General features: G+C 35.0%; 14 protein-coding genes and 1 pseudogene. 11 read left to right on the top strand and 4 right to left on the bottom strand.

All coding sequences use genetic code 11. The annotated features are described in order from the left end of the window. Window positions 1–15 precede the first annotated feature (15 nt). The 6 genes from RTP99_RS06820 to RTP99_RS06795 all read left to right on the top strand — a co-directional run bounded on the left by RTP99_RS06820 (window position 16) and on the right by RTP99_RS06795 (window position 9,478). Window positions 16–1,053, top strand: coding sequence for an LCP family protein (locus tag RTP99_RS06820; RefSeq protein ID WP_000432320.1), 1,038 nt, complete (start codon window positions 16–18; stop codon window positions 1,051–1,053). Window positions 1,054–1,258: 205 nt separating this feature from the next. Beyond that, window positions 1,259–2,521: a dicarboxylate/amino acid:cation symporter gene (locus RTP99_RS06815; protein ID WP_001223613.1), complete on the top strand. Its 1,263-nt coding sequence runs from the start codon at window positions 1,259–1,261 to the stop codon at window positions 2,519–2,521. Window positions 2,522–2,869: 348 nt separating this feature from the next. Next, the gene (locus tag RTP99_RS06810; protein WP_000727516.1) at window positions 2,870–4,576 is read left to right on the top strand and encodes a peptide ABC transporter substrate-binding protein; all 1,707 of its coding nucleotides are present in this window, start codon (window positions 2,870–2,872) and stop codon (window positions 4,574–4,576) included. Window positions 4,577–4,936: 360 nt separating this feature from the next. After that, window positions 4,937–6,643 carry a peptide ABC transporter substrate-binding protein gene (locus tag RTP99_RS06805; RefSeq protein WP_000728441.1) on the top strand — a complete coding sequence of 569 codons (1,707 nt, stop codon included), beginning with the start codon at window positions 4,937–4,939 and terminating at the stop codon, window positions 6,641–6,643. 296 nt (window positions 6,644–6,939) lie between these two features. After that, on the top strand, window positions 6,940–8,646 hold the full coding sequence (locus RTP99_RS06800; protein ID WP_000728468.1) for a peptide ABC transporter substrate-binding protein: 1,707 nt from the start codon (window positions 6,940–6,942) through the stop codon (window positions 8,644–8,646). A gap of 112 nt (window positions 8,647–8,758) precedes the next feature. Beyond that, window positions 8,759–9,478: a class I SAM-dependent methyltransferase gene (locus RTP99_RS06795; protein WP_000440858.1), complete on the top strand. Its 720-nt coding sequence runs from the start codon at window positions 8,759–8,761 to the stop codon at window positions 9,476–9,478. Window positions 9,479–9,519: 41 nt separating this feature from the next. Here RTP99_RS06795 and RTP99_RS06790 read toward each other — a convergent pair whose 3' ends face one another. Then, window positions 9,520–9,918: a hypothetical protein gene (locus tag RTP99_RS06790; protein WP_000554981.1), complete on the bottom strand. Its 399-nt coding sequence runs from the start codon at window positions 9,916–9,918 to the stop codon at window positions 9,520–9,522. Window positions 9,919–10,051: 133 nt separating this feature from the next. Here RTP99_RS06790 and RTP99_RS06785 point away from each other — a divergent pair, with 133 nt between their 5' ends. From RTP99_RS06785 to RTP99_RS06765, 5 genes are all read left to right on the top strand, one after another. Beyond that, window positions 10,052–10,387: a hypothetical protein gene (locus RTP99_RS06785; protein ID WP_000842919.1), complete on the top strand. Its 336-nt coding sequence runs from the start codon at window positions 10,052–10,054 to the stop codon at window positions 10,385–10,387. Window positions 10,388–10,612: 225 nt separating this feature from the next. Continuing rightward, a complete protein-coding gene (locus RTP99_RS06780) occupies window positions 10,613–10,951 on the top strand; it encodes a VOC family protein (protein ID WP_000511525.1) in 339 nt (112 codons plus the stop codon). A gap of 257 nt (window positions 10,952–11,208) precedes the next feature. Then, window positions 11,209–13,308, top strand: coding sequence for a vWA domain-containing protein (locus tag RTP99_RS06775; RefSeq protein WP_000702085.1), 2,100 nt, complete (start codon window positions 11,209–11,211; stop codon window positions 13,306–13,308). A gap of 73 nt (window positions 13,309–13,381) precedes the next feature. Continuing rightward, window positions 13,382–16,744: a tubulin-like doman-containing protein gene (locus RTP99_RS06770; protein ID WP_000175139.1), complete on the top strand. Its 3,363-nt coding sequence runs from the start codon at window positions 13,382–13,384 to the stop codon at window positions 16,742–16,744. Between the two features lie 57 nt (window positions 16,745–16,801). Beyond that, window positions 16,802–16,936 carry a hypothetical protein gene (locus RTP99_RS06765; RefSeq protein ID WP_001116176.1) on the top strand — a complete coding sequence of 45 codons (135 nt, stop codon included), beginning with the start codon at window positions 16,802–16,804 and terminating at the stop codon, window positions 16,934–16,936. 79 nt (window positions 16,937–17,015) lie between these two features. Here the strand turns inward: RTP99_RS06765 and gerSC are convergent, their stop codons facing one another. From gerSC to gerSA, 3 genes and pseudogenes are all read right to left on the bottom strand, one after another. After that, window positions 17,016–18,152, bottom strand: coding sequence for a spore germination protein GerSC (gerSC, locus tag RTP99_RS06760; protein ID WP_001252220.1), 1,137 nt, complete (start codon window positions 18,150–18,152; stop codon window positions 17,016–17,018). After that, window positions 18,153–19,250: an endospore germination permease gene (locus RTP99_RS06755; RefSeq protein ID WP_000166515.1), complete on the bottom strand. Its 1,098-nt coding sequence runs from the start codon at window positions 19,248–19,250 to the stop codon at window positions 18,153–18,155. Next, a pseudogene (gene gerSA / locus RTP99_RS06750) lies at window positions 19,247–20,783 on the bottom strand (spore germination protein GerSA). Before gerSA ends, RTP99_RS06755 begins: the two are co-directional and overlap by 4 nt. Window positions 20,784–20,822: the final 39 nt, after the last annotated feature.

Below are 20,822 nucleotides of genomic sequence, written 5' to 3'. Positions count from 1 at the left end.
AACGGAGGAAACGATATGGAGAATACCTCTTCTTCAAGAGAACAGAAAAATAAACGAAAATATAAAAAGACAACGATAATAAGTGTATTGTTAGCAATATTACTATTTTGCGGATTTGGATATGGTACTTACGTATATATGAAAACTTCTAATCTCGTACAAAAATCAAATGTTAATTTAGCACGTGGTGAAAAATCAAATTTACGTGAGGAAACTGTAAAACCGATTACGAATAATGTTTCACTTTTAATTATGGGAATTGATGAAAATCAAGAACGACAAAAGGAGTATAATGGTGCATTTCATACAGATGCACTACTGTTAGCTACTTTTAATAAAGATGATAAGACTGTGAAATTAACGAGTATACCACGTGATACATACACATATGTTCCGGTTGAAAAGAAAAAAGATAAAATAACGCATGCATATGGAAGTGGTTTCGTTAAAAATGGTAAAGATGGAGGGCCGCAAACTTCAGTGGAAGCGGTAGAAAAGTTATTACAAGTGCCTGTTGATTATTTTGTAAAGTTTAATTTTAATTCATTTACTAAAATTGTTGATGGATTAGATGGGATTGAAGTAGATGTCCCAGTTGAATTTACGGAGCAAAATAGTAAAGATGAACCTGACGCGATCCATTTGAAAAAAGGACTACAAAAATTAACAGGGGAAGAAGCACTTGCCTTAGCAAGAACTCGCCATATTGATAGTGATGCAATGAGAGGACAGCGCCAACAACTTGTTATTGAGGCGATTTTAAGTAAATTAAAAAGTGTAGGATCAATTACGAAGCTAGAAAAAATAGTCGAGGCGGTTGATGGTGATTTTAAAACAAATTTAGCAATGGATGATATTTTATCTTTTTATAAATACGGTTTAAATTGTTCGATTGAAAAAATTCAATTAGCAGGTGATGATTTATACTTACCTAATGGTCCAAATGGGCAACGTGTATATTATTATAATCCTAATAAAAAAGATTTGCAGAGTTTGAGTAATACGCTTAGAACACATTTAGGATTAAGTGAAAAACAGATTGAGGAAAATTAAAGCAGATGTAATGTCTGCTTTTTTATTATGTTTAATAGTATGTACTTTATTCATTAATGTTATATACTATTTTCGAATTTAAGATAATAGTGTAACATAAAATTGTAGTTTAAGTTACATAACAGGGGGGCTATTACATAGAATATATCATTAGCAATTATTGAAAAAGTATGGGAGAAATGAAAGAAGCAGGGGAGTATCAAAAATGAGAATCGTAAAGAATTTAACATTTCAAGTTATTGTGGCCATTATTTGTGGTATTGCAGTAGGAGCTATTTGGCCGAGTGTTGGACAAGAGATGAAGCCAATTGGTGAAACGTTCATCAATATGATTAAAATGGTTATTGCACCGATTATCTTTTTAACAATTGTGCTTGGTATTGCAAGTATGGGAAGTATGAAAAAGGTAGGTCGTGTTGGTGGTAAGGCATTATTATATTTTGAAATTGTTACAACTGCGGCTTTAATTATTGGTATCATCATAGCGAATGTTGTACGTCCCGGAGATGGATTAGATCCCTCAAAGCTAAAGGGCGGAGATGTTTCGCAATATGTACAAAGCGGGCAAGAAATGAAGTGGGTGGATTTCTTTTTACATATTGTACCGTCTAACATGTTTGAAGCATTTGCAAAAGGTGATATTTTACAAGTGCTGTTCTTCTCCATTTTATTCGGTGCTGGGTTAACGATGTTAGGGAAAAATGGACAACCGGTAATCGATTTTTTTGAAAGATTATCGAAAGTATTTTTTAACATTTTATCAATTGTAATGAAATTAGCACCGATTGGAGCATTCGGCGGGATGGCGTTTACAATTGGCAAATATGGTTTAAGTACACTTATTCCACTTGGTAAATTAATGATTTGTGTATATGCGACAATGGCATTATTTGTTTTTATTGTTTTAAATTTTATTTGTAAACTGTACAAATTTAGTTTTTGGAAATATTTAGCTCACATTAAAGAAGAATTACTCATTGTTCTCGGGACATCATCATCAGAATCAGTATTGCCGCGAATGATGACAAAGATGGAAGACTTCGGATGTTCGAAGCCAGTAGTAGGTTTAGTCATTCCGACGGGATACTCTTTTAATTTAGATGGAACGACCATTTATTTATCGATGGCTACTATATTTTTAGCTCAAGTCTTTCACGTCGATCTTTCACTAGGTCAACAATTAACGATAATAGCTATTTTATTAGTTACATCTAAAGGTGCAGCAGCAGTAACAGGTGAAGGGTTTATTGTATTAGCATCTACGTTATCTGCGATGAATGTTATTCCATTAGAAGGGTTAGCGCTATTACTTGGTGTAGATCGTTTCATGTCAGAAGCACGTGCTATCGTCAATTTAATTGGTAACGGTATTGCGACTGTAGTTGTTGCAAAAAGTGAAAATGAATTTGATGAAGAGAAGTATACGAGAGTAATAGAGGAAATGAAAAAAGAGAAAATGGTCGGATAAAAAAGTCAGCAAAGCTGACTTTTTTATTTTTGTAGAAAAGAGGTTTGTTACGATATACATTATTTATTAACAATAATTTACAGGTGTTTTATAGTGGAAGGGTATAAAGACTATTAAATCAATACATAAGATTCAATAAGATATAGTGTTTCGAAAGATTATGGAATTTTTATGAATATTACTGTAATAAAATAATTTTTTAAAAATTTTCAATAATAACACTTTACAAAACTCAAAAAATTAGTAGAATAATAGTTAATAAGAATCTTCTGATAAATATATAAAGAAAAACAGAATTATCAGAAAATTCTTAAATGAGAGCGTTTAGAATTAGGGAGGGTACAGAAAGTGAAAAAGAAAAAAATGAAAAAACTAACAGCAGTTGTAGCACCAGTTTTAGCAATGAGTATGGCATTAACAGCATGTTCTACATCAGGTGGAGATAAGAAGACAAGCACAAATTCTAGCTCAGGTGGAGATAGCAAATCAGAAGAAAAATTAGCGGCGAAACAAGTACTAAATCGTACTGAAACAAATGAGATTCCAACAATGGATACTTCTAAAAATACAGATACATTAGGTTCTCAAATTTTAGGGAACACGATGGAAGGTTTATATCGATTAGATAAAGATAACAAACCAATCCCAGCTGCGGCAGAATCAAGCACGAAGAGTGAGGATGGTAAAAAATATACATTCAAATTACGTAAAGATGCAAAATGGTCAAATGGTGATCCTGTAACAGCGAAAGATTTCGTATTTGCATGGCAACGTCTATTAGATCCAAAAACAGCTGCTGAGTATGCATTTATCGCATTCCCAATTAAAAATGCAGAAGCGGTTAATAAAGGGGAAAAACCTGTAACGGAACTAGGAGTAAAGGCAGTAGACGACCTTACTTTAGAAGTTGAATTAGAACAAGCAGTACCATACTTCTTAAACTTAGTAGCATTCCCATCGTACTATCCGTTAAATGAGAAATTCGTAAAAGAAAAAGGGGATAAATACGGTTTAGAGTCTGATACAACAGTATATAACGGACCATTCGTACTTACTGATTGGAAACATGAACAAGGCTGGAAACTGAAGAAAAACGATCAATATTGGGATAAAAAGACTGTAAAACTAGATGAAATTAACTATAGTGTAGTAAAAGAAGTAGCTACAAGAGTAAATTTATATGATACAAATGCAATTGATTTTGCACTTCTATCAGGAGAATTCGTTGATAAATATAGAAATAATAAGGAAGAGTTTGGGACTTATTCACAAGTAAGTACTTACTTTATTCGTATGAACCAAAAACGTGGCGGACAAGATACACCATTAAAGAGTCAAAAGTTACGTGAAGCAATCGCGCTTTCAATCGATAAAAAGAATTTAGCAAATGTTATTTTAAATGATGGATCTAAACCTGCGGACTTCTTAGTACCAAAAGGATTAGCAACTGGACCAGACGGTAAAGACTTCCAAGAAACATTTAAAAATGGTATTAAACCAGATGCGAAAAAAGCAGCAGCTGCATGGGAAGAAGCGAAAAAAGAGCTTGGAAAAGACCAAGTTACAATTGAGTTATTAAACTATGACACTGGTAATGCGAAAAAGGTTGGAGAATATGTTAAAGATCAAATCGAGAAGAATTTAAAAGGTGTAACAGTCAATATTAAACTTCAACCGTTCAAGCAAAAACTGAAATTAGAAACAGAGCAAGATTATGATATTTCATATGGCGGTTGGAATCCAGATTATGCGGATCCAATGACATTCTTAGATATGTTTGAGTCTAAGCATTCTCATAACCAAATGAGTTTCTCTGATCCGAAGTATGATGATATGATCAAAAAAGCTGGTGGAGAATTAATGGGTGACGCGAAGAAACGTTGGGAAGAGCTAGGGAAAGCTGAGAAATTACTTCTTGAGAAAGATGTAGCAATTGTGCCTTTATACCAACGTGGTGATGCATACGTTCAAAAACAAAATGTGAAGGGCATCGTTCACCATAACATTAGTCCGGAGTATAGCTTCAAATGGACATATATCACTGATGGGAAATAATTTTAAACAGTGATACTATAAATATAAGTTTCTTAGCTTATTTTGTAGTGTGAATCTCATTGTTCACAATAGAAAGATAAAATGATAGGGCATTCCAAAAGTAGACTATTGACTTTTGGAATGCTCTTTTATTATGAGATTAAATGTAAATGAACCGATAGATATAGATAATTTGTATAGTAACAACTGTGAAAAATGTCTTTTACTATTACAAAAAAATAATTTTTAGAATATTTTAAAAACAACTTTACAAAACCAGAAAAATTAGTAGAATATTAATTAATAAGAATTTTCTGATAACTAGTTATTAGAAAATCTCTCAAAATGAGTTTCGTACATATAATTGGGGAGGGTATAAAAATGAAGAAAAAGATGAAAAAGTTCACGGCAGTTATAGCGCCAGTTTTAGCAATGAGTATGGCGTTAACAGCGTGTTCTGGATCTGGTGGGGAGAAGAAAACAACTACGACGTCTAGTGGTGGTGGGGACGAGAAAAAATCCGAAATTAAATACGCAGCGAAGCAAGTGTTAAATCGTACAGAAAACCAAGAAATTCCGACGATGGATACTTCTAAATCTACTGATACGTTAGGGGCACAAATTTTAGGAAATACGATGGAAGGATTATATCGTCTTGATAAAGATAATAAGCCAATCCCAGCTGCAGCGGAATCTAGTACGAAGAGCGAGGATGGCAAAAAATATACATTTAAATTACGGAAAGATGCAAAATGGTCAAATGGTGATCCAGTAACAGCGAAAGATTTCGTATATGCATGGCAGCGCTTACTGGATAAAAATACAGCAGCAGAATATGCGTTTATTGCTTACTATATTAAAAATGCAGAAGCAATTAATAAAGGTGAAAAACCTCTAACAGATTTAGGAGCAAAAGCGGTAGATGATTATACGCTAGAAGTAGAATTAGAAAAGCCAGTACCGTATTTCTTAAACTTAGTAGCATTCCCATCATACTACCCGTTAAATGAGAAGTTTGTAAAAGAAAAAGGTGATAAGTACGGTTTAGAAGCAGATACAACGTTGTATAACGGGCCGTTCGTTATGTCTTCATGGAAACATGAACAAGGATGGCAGCTAAAGAAAAATGATAAGTATTGGGATAATAAGACTGTAAAATTAGAAGAAATTAACTATAGTGTAGTAAAAGAAGTTGCGACGAAAGTAAACTTATATGATACAGGATCAATTGATTTCACACTACTATCAGGAGAATTCGTAGATAAATATAAATCGAACAAAGATGAGTACGGTGAGTATTCAGAAGCAAGTACATTCTTCTTACGTTTAAATCAAAAGCGTAACGGACAAGATACACCGTTAAAGAGCAAAAAGCTTCGTGAAGCAATTGCATTATCAGTTGATAAAAAAGGATTGGCAAATGTAATTCTAAATAATGGATCAAAAGCAACAGACCAATTGGTTCCAAAAGGGCTTGCGACAGGACCAGATGGTAAAGATTATCAAGATACATTTAAAAATGGTCTGAAATATAATCCGAAAAAAGGAGCAGCAGCGTGGGAAGAAGCGAAAAAAGAGCTTGGAAAAGATCAAGTTACAATTGAATTACTAAGCTATGATGATGGAACTGCGAAAAAGATTGCTGATTATGTTAAAGATCAAATTGAGAAAAATTTAAAAGGTGTAACGATTAATACGAAAATTCAGCCATTCAAGCAAAAATTAAAATTAGAGACTGCACAAGATTATGAAATCTCTTATGCAGGTTGGAGTCCAGACTATGCGGATCCAATGACATTTATTGATATGTTTGAATCGAAGAGTCCATATAACCAAATGAGTTATTCAAATGCAAAATACGACGAAATGGTACAAAAAGCAGGTAATGAATTAATGGGTGATGCGAAGAAGCGTTGGGAAACGTTAGGGAAAGCAGAAAAATTATTACTTGAAGAAGATGCAGGATTAGTTCCTTTATATCAAACAGGAAGAGCATATGTAATGAAACCAAATGTAAAAGGAATTGTGAAACATAACATCAGTCCAGAATATAGCTTTAAGTGGGCGTATGTAACGGAAGAGAAATAAGAAAAAGAGCGTTTAAAAAATATAGTATTTATTTTTAAACGCTCTTTTACTATTCAATTAAATTTAAATAAATAGAGAAGAATAAGAAAAGTGGTACTTACATATAGTAGATGTGGGAGAATTCGTATAGTAATAGTTATTATAGTTGTTAGAGTGATTATTCTTAATATTATCAAAAAACTTTACAAATTAGAAGAAATTAGTAGAACGATAATTAGTAATAATTTTCCGAAAAATAAAACGAAAGAAATCTCTCAAAGTTAGTTTCGTACATATAAATTGGGGAGGGTACAAAAATGAAGAAAAAGATGAAAAAGTTTACGGCGGTTGTAGCGCCAGTTTTAGCGATGAGTATGGCTTTAACAGCATGTTCTGGATCTTCTGGTGGGGAGAAAAAAACGACTACAACGTCTAATAATGGTGGGGAAGAGAAGAAATCTGATATTAAATATGCGGCAAAGCAAGTGTTAAATCGTACAGAAACGAATGAAATTCCGACAATGGATACTTCCAAAAATACAGATACACTTGGTTCACAAATTTTAGGGAATACAATGGAAGGTTTATATCGCCTTGATAAAGATAATAAGCCAATCCCAGCTGTAGCGGAATCTAGCACAAAAAGCGAGGATGGTAAAAAATATACATTTAAATTACGGAAAGATGCAAAATGGTCAAACGGTGATCCTGTAACAGCGAAAGATTTCGTATTTGCATGGCAACGTCTAGTAGATCCAAAAACAGCTGCTGAGTATGCATTTATTGCATACTATCTTAAAAATGCAGAAGCGATAAATCAAGGAAAAGCAGAAGTTTCGACATTAGGTGTAAAAGCGGTAGATGATTATACGCTTGAAGTAGAACTAGAAAGACCTGTACCATATTTCTTGAACTTAATGGCATTTGCTTCATACTATCCATTAAATGAAAAGTTTGTAAAGGAAAAAGGAAATAAATTTGGTTTAGAGTCTGATACAACGCTTTATAATGGTCCATTTGTGCTTACTGATTGGAAACATGAGCAAGGCTGGAAATTAAAGAAAAATGATCAGTATTGGGACAAAAAGACTGTAAAATTAGATGAAATTAACTATAGTGTAGTAAAAGAAGGGGCTACTCGAGTGAATTTATATGATACAGGTGCAATTGACTTCGCGCTTCTATCAGGTGAATTTGTTGATAAGTATAGAAATAATAAAGAAGAGTTTGGCGCATATTCGGAAACAAGTACGTTTTACTTACGTTTAAATCAAAAACGTGGTGGGCAAGATACACCATTAAAGAGCAAAAAACTACGTGAAGCAATTGCATTATCTATTGATAAGAAAGCTTTAACGAATGTTATTTTAAATGATGGTTCAAAACCAGTGGATTACTTAGTACCAAAAGGTTTAGCGAGTGGACCAGACGGTAAAGATTTTGCAGAAACGTTCAAGAATGGTTTAAAACAAGACTCCAAAAAGGCAGCGGCAGCCTGGGAAGAAGCGAAAAAAGAACTAGGAAAAGATCAAGTGACGATAGAGTTATTAAATTATGATACTGGTAATGCGAAAAAAGTTGGGGAGTATGTAAAAGATCAAGTTGAAAAAAACCTAAAAGGCGTGACAGTAAATATTAAACTGCAACCATTTAAGCAAAAACTAAAATTAGAATCAGACCAAGATTATGATTTTTCATATGGTGGCTGGAATCCAGATTATGCGGATCCAATGACATATCTTGATATGTTTGAAACAAAAAATTCGCAAAACCAGATGAGCTACTCAAATTCAAAATATGATGACATTATTAATAAAAGTAAGACAGAATGGATGGCTGATGCAAAAAAACGTTGGACAGAGTTAGGGAAGGCTGAAAAAATATTACTTGAAGACGATGTAGCGCTTGTACCATTATATCAAAATGCTAGATCATATGTAATGAAACCAAATATAAAGGGAATCGTGAAACATAATATTAGTCCGGAATATAGTTTCAAATGGGCGTATGTAGAAGAGAAATAAAAAAGATAAGAGCATTTTCAAGTTGCGGTATTGCACTTGGAAATGCTTTTTTATGTGCACTATTTATTGATGGGTGAATATATGTATTATAGAAAATTTAAAGGAGAATTTTATGGAACGAAATACTTACATCGATTTCCTGGCTTATTACGGAATAGGGAGTGCTCATCCTGGTGGTTTTACGTTAACAAAACAACTGTTAGCCCAACTTCCTTTTAGACATGGAGCGAATGTTCTTGAGATAGGTTGCGGCACGGGAAAAACCGCAGCATATATGGCAAAAAATTTTGGATATAAAGTAACAGCGGTGGAAAAGAATGAAATTATGATTCAAAAGGCGAAAGATAGATGGTCGTTTGAAGGATTAGATATACAATTAATTGAAGAAAATGTAGAGAATTTACCGTGTTTGAATAACTCATTTGAATTGGTACTCGGAGAATCGATACTTGCTTTTACAGAGAAAGAAAGGGTTATTTCGGAGTGCTATCGTGTACTACAGAAAGACGGTAAGCTTGTTGTCATTGAAATGATTATTGATAGGCATATTGGTAAGGGTGAGGAAGAGAAAATCGCTCAATTATACGGGATGAAAGAGCTATTAACTGAGAGTGAGTGGGTACAATTATTTCAGAAAGCAAATTTTAAGCGGGTTACTATTGCTGGCGGTGGTACAATTGCAGAAACAATCACTGCTTATATAGAAGAGCCGGAATGGAATGTATCACAATTTATTCCGAATGAGTTATATGAGGCATGGGTGCAACATGAAAATATAAGGCTTATGTACCAACACATTTTAGGGCATCGTATTTTTATATGTGAAAAATGAAGAAAAAGAGTTGGCTAAAAATAGTCAACTCTTTACTTATATTAAATGAAAAATAATGCAGCTAATGTAATTCCGAAGATAAAACCAAATCCGAGTTCAACACCCCAGCCGCAACCGCCGCCCCAGCCACAACCGCCGCCATCACAATTACCACAACCTCGACCACCACAACCGCAACCACTGAATCCACCGCCGCAACCGAATCCACAGCTGTCACATCTACTAAGGCCACCGCAAAGGTCACAGCCACCGTTTGCATATGCGTCATAGTATCCGAATCCTGTATCAAAAGATGAATGCTGTTGCATGGGCTCAATCCATACGGAATCTTTTGTCACATCGATTATTTTACCTAAATGAATACGACCATCAATGTCTTCAATTCGAACAACTTTACCGAAATAACGTCGGCACGTATCATAACATTTTTGTCTATGCATGTTTCTTCTCCTTCCGCATTACAGTAATACGATATGTAAAGGGGACAAGTGCGGCTTGTACGAATGCCCTATCTATCATAATTGTTATAGGAAAGGGGAAATATAGGAAGAGGATATATAAGGAGGAAAAGGCATGAAATCTACAGATCAGTTTCAGACATACGAAGTATCATGGGAAGAGTTTATTGAAGCATTGCGAGAGGAAATGAAGAAACAAGTAGGGGCAGATATTATTGATACAGTAGTTTGCAATTTAGAAGACGGTTTTGAAGTGTATACATATGTGCAAGGGGATTTGGATTTTGAATATAAGGAAGCACTGGAAAGGAAATACGGGAGCGATGCAAAAACTCCTAATGTGCTAACGATTATGTTATTAGCTAGTATTTATAGTACAAGTGAAGAGAATATACGTTTGCATGCGGATCATAAAGATAATCCAATTGTTGAAGTGTATGTGAAGAAATGAAACACGCTGTGAAAGGCGTGTTTTTTAATTGTCCCGCTATTTGTGGGCAGTAAGCCCCTCACCTCAAAATTCAGCGGAAGCAAAGAAGTTAGGTAGAGGATTAACTGCCCGTAAAAGCCCGATTGGTGAGGGCTAATAATCAGTGGGAAATGAACAAAACTCCCACTGATTCAAGTTTCACTTTATATGATAAAATATTAGAAAATTAAGAAAGAAGGTGAAGGATTGGGAATTAAACATCTTAATTTAACAGTTACAGATGTAACAGCAGCTAGAGAGTTTTTAGAAAAGTATTTTGGCTTAACTTGTAGCGGAACAAGGGGAAATGGCTTTGCAGTTATGCGTGATAATGATGGATTTATATTAACGTTAATGAAAGGGAAAGACGTACATTATCCAAAAACATTTCATGTAGGATTTCCACAAGAAAGTGAAGAGCAAGTAGATAAGATAAATCAAAGATTGAAGGAAGATGGATTTTTGGTTGAGGCTCCTAAACGTGCACATGCGTATACGTTTTATGTGGAAGCACCTGGTGGATTTACAATAGAAGTGATGTGTTAATTCAAAAATCAAACTTTTTGTTATGTGTTTTTAAAATAAAAAGTAGGAAAAGTCTGTATTAAGTGTAGAGCTTAAACAGGCTTTTTTACTTATAGTATCGGATAGAAAACGCTAGAAGGAATCATATTCAGCTTTTATAACTGTTTACATAATAAAGTTATGCTGTGTTCGTTGTCCTAAAATACAAGTCATATATCTTGTATCCTCTCATAAATTTAAACATAGGAATTTGTCTACAAAGGTGGCGAAGCCTCATCATGAAAATTCGAATTTGTGCCACATTCATGTTGTTTCTATTTATATGGTTACATCCTTTTTGGACTTTTGCAAAAGGAGAGGAGGCAAAGGAAAGGGTCGTTTCACTTGTATATGATGATTCGGGCAGCATGAGAAATAACGATCGCTGGAAATATGCCAATTATGCTTTGCAAAGTTTAGTTGCGCTATTAGATGAAAAAGATAAATTTTCTTACGTTCCAATGAGCAAGCCGAATGATCCATTAAACATTTCGTTAACGAAGGATAAGAGACAAACGGAAATTGAGGGAATTGGAGCGTGGAAAACGTATTTAAATACTCCGTTTAGCGCAGTAGAAACGGCGATGCAATCTATAAAAAAGGAAGCAGATATAGATGGGAAACGTGAATTTTGGCTTATTGTCTTAACTGACGGGGCATTTAATGATTTAGAGAAAGATAAGATTGGCGGAAAAGAACAAATTACACAAAAGTTAGCACAGTTTAAGAAAGAAATGGATGCAAAAAAGATATCGTTACATCCAATTTTAATTACGATGGAAGAGGATTTAGGACAGCAAGAAAAGGCACAACTAAATACGTTTAAAGAAATATGGAAAAAAGAGATAAATGGAGTTACGATGCCATCTAGTGGAGAGGATGGTATTGTAAAAAGCGTCAATCAAGTGGCAGCATTAGTGGCAAATCGTGATCCGTTCTCCTCTGTTGAATCGATTGTAAAAACGAAAGTAGTAGGGAAGAAAGTAGAGATTACAACACCATTTCCGTTAAAACGTATGACGCTTGTGCGACAATCGCCTTCTTTGTCTAATTATCAGGTCACACAAATTTCTAAACCATTACAATTACAATCTTCTTTTTCCATACATGCACCAGGTGAAGCGAAATTGTTCGGAAATATAGTTCATATCAGTACGGAAAATGAAGAAGTTATTAAACCAGGAACGTATACGATAGAAGTGGATCGAGATATTGAGAAAGAAGGGTTACAAGTACTAGTCGAACCGGCGCTTAATTATACTGTTTCTACTTATGACAAAGAAGATAAGGATCGAAAAAATGTTGAGGAAATGTATGAAGGTGTGACAGCTGTTATTGAAGCAAAGCCTACTGAGTTGCCCGTTCAGTCTTCTTACTTCCAGGCAGAAGTAGAAATAGATGGAAAGCAATATGCGATGAAGTGGGACGATAAAAGACATGTGTTTTATTACGAAACTAAGCTTACTAAAGGATTAGTACGTGGGAAAGTTCATATGAACATAAAGGGGTTTTACAGACAGACGAAAGAATTTAAAATCGAAACAACGAAAAAGCCTGCATTATCTCTTCGAACTGTCACGAAAGATTATGAAGAAAAAGTAACGAATTTAGAGAGTAGTAAACCATTTATTATACAACCACAGTTAGATGATAAGCCGATGACAGAAGAGGCTGTAAAAAAACTATTAAAATCTACTGGTGTCACATCTAAACAATCCATCAACTATGAAATAAAACAACATGGTAATCAAATTTATATTTATCCTCGACCTCATTACTCCGACACGTTCAATTTTACAGATACCGGCACCGTAGAAGCTACCATCGTAGTGCAGGATTCAAAGTTACAAGAAGTAAAGAAAAACATAAAACTCCACATTCAAGATGCACCGTTTTATGAAAAGTATGCGCTTATTTTTAAGTTTGTTATTCCTATCACTTTATTACTGTTAATAGTAGGAATAATCGTTTTAGGATGGATTGTCCGTCCGAGATTTCATCGTAAAGCACTATTGTATTACGAATGGGATCAAGAGGTAGCGAAAGATTGGTTATATCAATCTGAGCCAGAATTACTGAAAAATAAATGGTGGAAGCATTATTTTGGTATTCCGTTTAGGGCAGAAAGAAAGACTGTGCAATCCGTTACGTTTATAGCGAAGAAAGGATCAAAATCGATATTTGTAGCGAAAGAGTCACAAGTAGTAGGAATGATTATTGATGGGATGTTTATAACAGAGGATGAGGTTGGAATGGAACATAAGACACTATATCCAAATGAACTTTTAGTAATTGATAGAGGATATGGTAAGGAGATTTACAAATACGAGTGTGAATAGTAGGTGGGGAGAAGAGGAGAATGTTATCTTTCCCTCCTCTTTTCAAACAAGCAAGAATAGGAAGGTGGTTCACGTGACGTTACAAGTTCCAACGATATTAATTGGTTTAGGTGGAATCGGTAGTACTGTGACACATCAAATATATGAAAGACTGCCTGAGGAGCGTCGAAAAAAGGTAGCAATGCACGTATTTGATACAGATGTGAATACATTGAGTAAATTTGATCATATTCGAAAGTTTAAGACGCAAACGAGTTCGAGCAAAACGCCTAGGGAGTATATTGCAGGAGATCCAACGATTCCAGAATGGTTTCCGATGGACCCGACTATACTTGATAAACCACTGACAGAAGGGGCAGGACAGTTACGCGTTATTTCCCGTTTAGCGTTACGTGCTGCGATGAAAGAAGATAAACTCACGTCCTTTTGGCAAGAAATTGAGAAGATTTTTCCAGTTACGAGCGATCAAACAGAATATGGAGTGCGTGTCATTATCGTAACATCACTAGCGGGCGGAACAGGTTCAGGAATGTTTCTACAAATTGCATTATATTTACGTGAAATGCTTCGGAAAAAACTGCAGCATCACAACATTTTAATACGCGGTGCATTTCTAATGCCGGATGTGTTAGTGAAGACGAGAACGGTTAGTGCGAAAGAGTTTGAAACGGTGCAAGCAAATGGCTATGCCTCGTTAAAAGAATTACATGCCATTACGCTCGGTTCTACTGGAGAGTTATCAAAACGCGGCGGGGTTACGATTGAATTAGAGTATCGACCGGATCAAGTAGATGAAGACGGAAGAACGAATCATACAATTAAACAACATCATTTACCGTACAATTATTGTTTCTTATATGATTACGAAAATTTACATGGACACCATCTGCACAATTTATCAGATTATATGGAGCAAATGGCAAATACGATTTATTTACAGTTATTTAGTCCGATGTCCGCAAATCATTTTGCACAGGAAGATAATCAAATTCAGCAATTAGCAGAATCAAGTGGGAAAGGGCGATATTGCGGAGCAGGAACGGCAAAGATTATTTATCCATATGAGCATGTGTTAAAATATTGTGCTTTAAAATGGGCCGTGCAAGGTTTAGATGAATCGTGGCTTCATTTAGATCAATTGTTTCAAGAGAAGAAGCATAGATATGACCAAGATGTAAAACGTGGTATGCAGCGTGAAAAGCCAGAGCGCGGGAAAAGTTATTTAGAAGATTTAGAACATCTTGCTACTCGTCCAGAGCAGGCTCATATTTTCTATAGACAAATGTACAATGAAACGCGTGAAGGAGCAGAAGGCGGTAAGGTTGGTGTTGCGAAATCTAAACTGTTTTTAGAAGCTGTAGAAAGCTATGTACAGCGTACGGTACAAAAAGACGAGGAATTAAATCGTCTGCAGCATGAGTGTAAAATTTCGGCTGCGAAACTGAAAATGATGGAACAAATGAAAGGTGAAGTAGCAAGGGTCGATCATGCGGTTCGTTTATATGCGTATGCGATTCCGAGCCGTGTACATGAACATGTAACGACACTTTTATATGACATGATTGAATCAGACCGTTTTTCACCGAGTGGTTCTGAAGGCCAGTCATATCAATTAAATACATGGTTTTTAAAGAAAACAGATCCAGTTCATCCAGTAGCAGCTCGTTTTATGTTGTATGAAATTCGAAAGCAGTTAGTGGAAAAAATGAATCGACTACATGAAAATAATGAACAAAAGCGTAATTTAATTCAAAACTACGATAAGAAATTTAATGTGAGTAACATTGATGGAACGGTAACAGCTGTACGCCGAGTAGAAATTGCGCAACAACAAGGTTGGTTCGGAAAAATGATTAATAACCAGCAGCGTTTATTTAAAAAGGAATTTGAAGATATTGTAACGCAGTACGTACACAAATTAAACGAATACCGTAAAGAAATGCTATTAGAACTCGTTTATCAATCGCTATATCAAGCAGTTAATAAAATGATTCAATATTGGGAAAGGTTTTTTGATAATTTACATGAAACACGTGAAAATTTATTGTTCGAAATTCAAAAACGAAGCAAAGAATTTGAAGGGAAAACAAACCCAACGAATGTATACGTATTAGCGGAAGAGAAGTTACAAGAAAAGATATGGCAAGATATGCAACAACATTTAAATTTAGGTGTATTACCGAAAGATATATCAGCAGAAATTTATATGAGCTTATACGGGGAATATTGCCGGGATGCGAAAACAGAAGAGATTCAATCGAAAAAGGTAGAAGACTTTTATCGTGAGCACATACTAAGTTATTGCTATGATGAATTACAAATACGCTATCGCGATAAATTAGAGCTGAATATCGTTGAGGCATTACGAAAAGAAGCGGATTATAAGAATCGTGATCGTGATGAATATGTTCGTGAAAAAATTGAAGACTTGTTCCATTTAGCAAGTCCATTCGTGCCGAAAGTTTCTCATCATAGGGAATTACAATATTGGGGCATACATCCATCTTTAAAGAAAGAACTGCAAGAGGAGTTAATGCAAGAAATGTTTAAAGAAAAAGATACAGTAAATGAAGCTTTCTCGCCATTTGAAGTCATTTGTTATCGTGCACATTACGGTTTATCACTACAAGACTTTCCTAAGCTTTCGTCTGGACATATTGCAAATGGATTTATGAATGATAAAGGTGATTATTTTCAGTCGTACTATCGCCGTGTAAACAAGTTGAATAGTAAAAAATCTAGTTTAACACCGCATTTAGATAAGTATTGGCACTTACCAGCATTCATGCCAGACTTAAATGCAACGCAAACGAAGTTAGATTATGATAAATGTAATCGAGCTCTTCTATACGCGTATATGTATCGCTGGATAAGTTTAGTTGCTGTTGATGGTCAGTTCGTGTATCAATATAACGGTGTTGGACGTAGCTTCTTAATTCAGTCGATGGGTAAAAATATTTCAAGTGAAAGTTATAAATTACACAGAGCATTGCTTCATAACCCATTTATTTATGAAAACATTTTGTCCAGATTTGAAGAAGAACAAGAAAAGGCGATGATACAAGGTGGACATTTATATACGCATCCATTTGTATTAGGTGCTCAAGATATTAGATGGCTACGTAAAGAGCATGTCCATAATATTTTAGATATGATTTTAATGTATGACCGTGAAGCGAAATATGATCCAACGTTAGAAGAAACTTCTGATGAATTATTAAGGCTGTTCCTTGATGAAATTGAGTTATATTTCCAAAACTATTACGGTACAGGTGCTGATATGGTTGCCAAGAAAGAGAAAGAGATGTTTATTAAACAATTGTGGGATCGTTCGTACGCGAAAGGATATGTAGATCCAAATAGTGCTCCTTATAAAAAGTGGCAAAATTTATTAAGCGTTCATGATGAAGAAGAAACGCCAAAAACGAATGTATAATGAATGAAAAGGGAATCCTTAAAAGTGGCAATACAACTTTAGAAAAGAGGGATTCCGATGCCGTTTTTAGGAAGTGTATATCAAATATTCGGATTGTATCCAGAAATTTATTATGGAATGATTTCAGCTGAGCTTGCAGAGCAGCAAAGATTGGAAGAAGTGGAAAACGAAGAACCAGAAACAGAAGTGTAACTGTATAAGAAGCTTCAAAATAAAGATGATAACACGCTACTTGTTCTTTAAACGTATAAGAACAAGTAGCGTGTTTTTGCTATTTAATAATCCCATTTTCTAAAATTTTAATAGTAGGTGCTACTTTTACGTTAGCTTTTGAAAAGGCACTCGGCCAATCGTCTTCAACTCTTTTCCATTTTTCATATTGAAACGCTCTCGCATAATCACCAAATCCGAATGGATCAAGCTGCTGTTTTTGAATGTTGTGGATTAAATCGTTCAAATCTTTGTTTAGTTGTTTTGTAATAAGAGAAGTTAATTTCTTTCTATCTTTGTCTATATCCATATTGAATGTAAGTTCAGATACAGCGATTTTTAAATTCATTTTAACATTAAATTTGAAGCGGTTATCGCTATAGTCTGTATGGATATCACGATTCATGCTAAGAACATTTATTGTTACGAAATCGCCGCCATCGGTATCTTTTAAATCACTATTACTTTCAACTGAAGTAGAAGGGATTTTCAATGTAAGCGAAACCGGTGTATTCGCTTTCTTTTGTAACAAAAGAAGAAGGGCGCTTTCATAACGATTTAATGACATTTTATAAATTCCGCGAGAAGTTAATAGCGCGGAACCGGTAACGATAACATCTTTTTTACCTTTTTTTATTTCTGAAATAGCAGGTGTTATACCTTTATTAAACGTTTGCCTGTGAAATTCATGGAATGTTGTAAAAACGGTCCGATTGTACAGTTTGTTCGTATTAATTAAATCTGTTAAATACTCGGGAAGGGCAGGCTTGTCTTTAAAGTTATTATATATAACTGAAGAAATTGGACCGTCTACTGCAACCATACGCATGTTTCCAGTGTTTTTAGGATCACGATACCAAACATCAAGGTAAGGCATAGCCCCTTCTTGTTTTAAAAAATTTGTGCTAAATAAAATGAGCTGTAACTTTTCTGTAGATACTAAACCGCCACTTGAACTATTAAACGTTGCTTTTGCTTCTCGAGGTGTACGTACTTTCGCTTCATGTGTTTCGTACTTTTTTTCTACGTCTTCATTAAAAATAGGATTTACGTGGTACACAATTAATTTTCCTTTTGCTTTTGCGTCAAAGCCGTAAATTAATGAAATCGATTGTTTTTCTAAGTCGAGTCGATCTCCACAGCCTGTTAAAAAGGTTATGAGAAAGTAAAGTATAGTGAAATGAATAAAGCGCCTCATTTAAACTCTTCTCCTTTTCCAATGCTGATAAAGTGTCATGTATAAGAGAAATACGACTGGAAATAGAAAAACGATAAAATAACTGGCAGTTCCCCAAAAGTCTCGCAAAGCACTTATTTGGTAAGAGGAAGGGATATAAAAGAATAAGACAACAATACACCCGAATAATAAAAACCAAATAGGTAAGGAACTCCCTTTTTTGTTAAGTAATTGATTAATTCCATCTGAAGCAGTAAATATGTAAGGAATGCAAGAATCAAAAATAATGAAGAGATAAAAAGATAAAAAGATAATTTCAAACCGCTCAAGAAATGAAAAGTGAAATGGTGTAACAAGAGAAAGGGTGGGCCATAAAAACTTTGTTATACCATCTGGACTAAAATAAACGAAAGAAACGAACGTGACTTGAAGATAGAGAAATAGTGTAATTAAATTTGCGATAACAATCCCTTTTTTGGCAGAGGATTTGTTATTCAAATACGGATAAAGGATAAATGCAAACTCAAATCCAAGAAATGCAATAATAGTTGATTTTACGGTGTTTAAAACTGGTATCCAGCCCTCTTTAAGAAGAGGGAGAAGGTATATCCAATGCCCGTCTTTAAGAGGGATAAACAATAGCAAAGGCATCCACAGTGTGAAAAACACAGTGAAAACAGCGTAGCGACTTATAATAAGAACGCCTTTACATGCGAGCATAAGCATGGGAATAGATAGTAAAATCATAATTAAAAACATTGGAGTTCTAGGTAAAATCCAAATGTGAATAACGTATAAGAGGGAAAAAATTAAGGAAATAGCTGCAAGGACAGCATATAAAATCCAAAAAATCATTCCTGCTCTTCCTAGCCACTTCCCAAGATAACGAGTTAGCACATCGAGTAAAGTATATCCAGGATGCTTTTCCATGATTTTTACAATAGACAGACTGACTAAAGTAGTGATAGCGCATCCAATAATAATAGACATCCAGCCATCTGTATTCGCCCCTTGTGCAACTTCACGTGGAAGTGTAAGGACACCGAATCCTACTTGAACACCACTAATCGTTAAGATGTATTGAAATAAACTAATCTCCCTCTTTGCACGCTTTGTCACTTATCTTCCTCCGTTCCTTCTATATCGCTTTGTCGATTCTCTTGTTTTAAGTTAAGGGATAGTGGGCGTTTCTTCATTATTTTCCATGGTAAACGTATAAGAATATCTTTTAAATCCGAAGCAAATAACGGAGAAAACGGACTACCATAAGGAACACCGAGAGATTCCATGGAAAGTATATGAATAATAATGATTGCCATCCCAACCATAATGCCAATGACACCAAATAAAGAGGCAATTATCATCATTGGGAATCGAAGAAGGCGAATTCCTGCAGACATTTCTAGGTTAGGGATGATGAAAGAAGCGACTGCAGTAATAGATACGACGATAACCATGACATTACTTACTATTCCTGCTTGAACTGCAGCTTGTCCAATAACAATCCCTCCTACGACGCCGATGGTTTGTCCAACGGGTCCAGGAAGCCGAACTGCAGCTTCGCGGAGCATTTCAAGTACTAATTCCATCAAAAGTGCTTCTAATATAGGAGGAAAAGGAATTTTAGCTCGAGATTCTCCAATCGTTAACAATAATTTAAGTGGAATCACTTCATAATGAAAGGAAATCATAGCAATATAAAGAGCAGGAGCAAAAATTGCAATAAATAATCCAGTGAAACGAAGTAATCGTATAAAAGATGGAATCATTGGTCTGAAGCTGTAATCATCTATCGTCTGAAAAAAAGCTGAAAAAGTCATTGGTCATTAATACGCCTGGTGAACGATCTACAACAACAGCAATTCGCCCGTCTAAAATATGATGTGCTGTTGTGTCAGGGCGTTCAGTTATTGATAATTGCGGAAAGAGAGTATAGGAATTATCTTCAACAAATCCTTCTAATTCTCCGGTAGTAAGAATGGCATCTACTTTGATTGATTCGATGCGGCAGGCCATCTCTTGTACAACATCTTCGTTTGCAATGTCTGCTAAGTACAGCAAAAAAACTTTTGAAGTAGCTCGTTCACCAACAGTGAATTCCTTTACTTTCAATTCGCGATTTGGAATATATCGACGAATAAGTGCAAGGCTGTCGCTCGCTACTTCATTAAATCCTTCGTGTGAGCTTTTTATGGAGCTCTCTGTTGTAGGCTCTTCAATGCTCCTTTTTGGTGCCGCTTGCGTATCAAGCTCTAAAGCGGATAATTGCCCGTTTATAAATAAAATACTTTTGCCGTGTAAAAGAGATTGTTCAATGTCTGTCCACTGTTGAACTTTTTTAATATTTCCGATAGAAACAGAGGCTTCCCAAAAATCGTCTTCAGTCCACTCTTTAAATAAGAGAGGACGAAGGATGTTTACGTTAATAACAGTTTTGTCTACAAGTCCTTCCATATATATAAGTGCAGCTTCCTGTCCGTTTTTTAATGGAAAAGTGCGTGTTATTAATTCTGGAATACCGCTAAACAGTTTGGACAAGTGCTTTAAATTAAGGGAAAGGGAAGAAGAGATAAATTTATTTAATGTGTGATCAGCTTGCTCTTGGGTAGAAAAAGATTTTTCACCACGAATCCATTTATTAAAAGACCCCATTTGTTTGCTTACTCCTTGTTATGTTTTATCCCGATTGGT

The sequence above is a fragment of the Bacillus sp. (in: firmicutes) genome (genome assembly GCF_031983925.1).
Lineage (GTDB): Bacteria > Bacillota > Bacilli > Bacillales > Bacillaceae_G > Bacillus_A > Bacillus_A pacificus.
The sequence above is the reverse complement of the archived record's forward strand: the minus strand, read 5'-3'. Positions and strand labels throughout refer to the sequence as shown.

Coding starts and splice junctions, on each gene's coding strand:
- RTP99_RS06795 (WP_000440858.1), top strand. CDS start 8,759: ATGGAACGAAATACTTACATCGATTTCCTGGCTTATTACGGAATAGGG.
- RTP99_RS06820 (WP_000432320.1), top strand. CDS start 16: ATGGAGAATACCTCTTCTTCAAGAGAACAGAAAAATAAACGAAAATAT.
- RTP99_RS06775 (WP_000702085.1), top strand. CDS start 11,209: ATGAAAATTCGAATTTGTGCCACATTCATGTTGTTTCTATTTATATGG.
- RTP99_RS06800 (WP_000728468.1), top strand. CDS start 6,940: ATGAAGAAAAAGATGAAAAAGTTTACGGCGGTTGTAGCGCCAGTTTTA.
- RTP99_RS06785 (WP_000842919.1), top strand. CDS start 10,052: ATGAAATCTACAGATCAGTTTCAGACATACGAAGTATCATGGGAAGAG.
- RTP99_RS06790 (WP_000554981.1), bottom strand. CDS start 9,918: ATGCATAGACAAAAATGTTATGATACGTGCCGACGTTATTTCGGTAAA.
- RTP99_RS06815 (WP_001223613.1), top strand. CDS start 1,259: ATGAGAATCGTAAAGAATTTAACATTTCAAGTTATTGTGGCCATTATT.
- RTP99_RS06765 (WP_001116176.1), top strand. CDS start 16,802: ATGCCGTTTTTAGGAAGTGTATATCAAATATTCGGATTGTATCCAGAA.
- RTP99_RS06805 (WP_000728441.1), top strand. CDS start 4,937: ATGAAGAAAAAGATGAAAAAGTTCACGGCAGTTATAGCGCCAGTTTTA.
- gerSC (WP_001252220.1), bottom strand. CDS start 18,152: ATGAGGCGCTTTATTCATTTCACTATACTTTACTTTCTCATAACCTTT.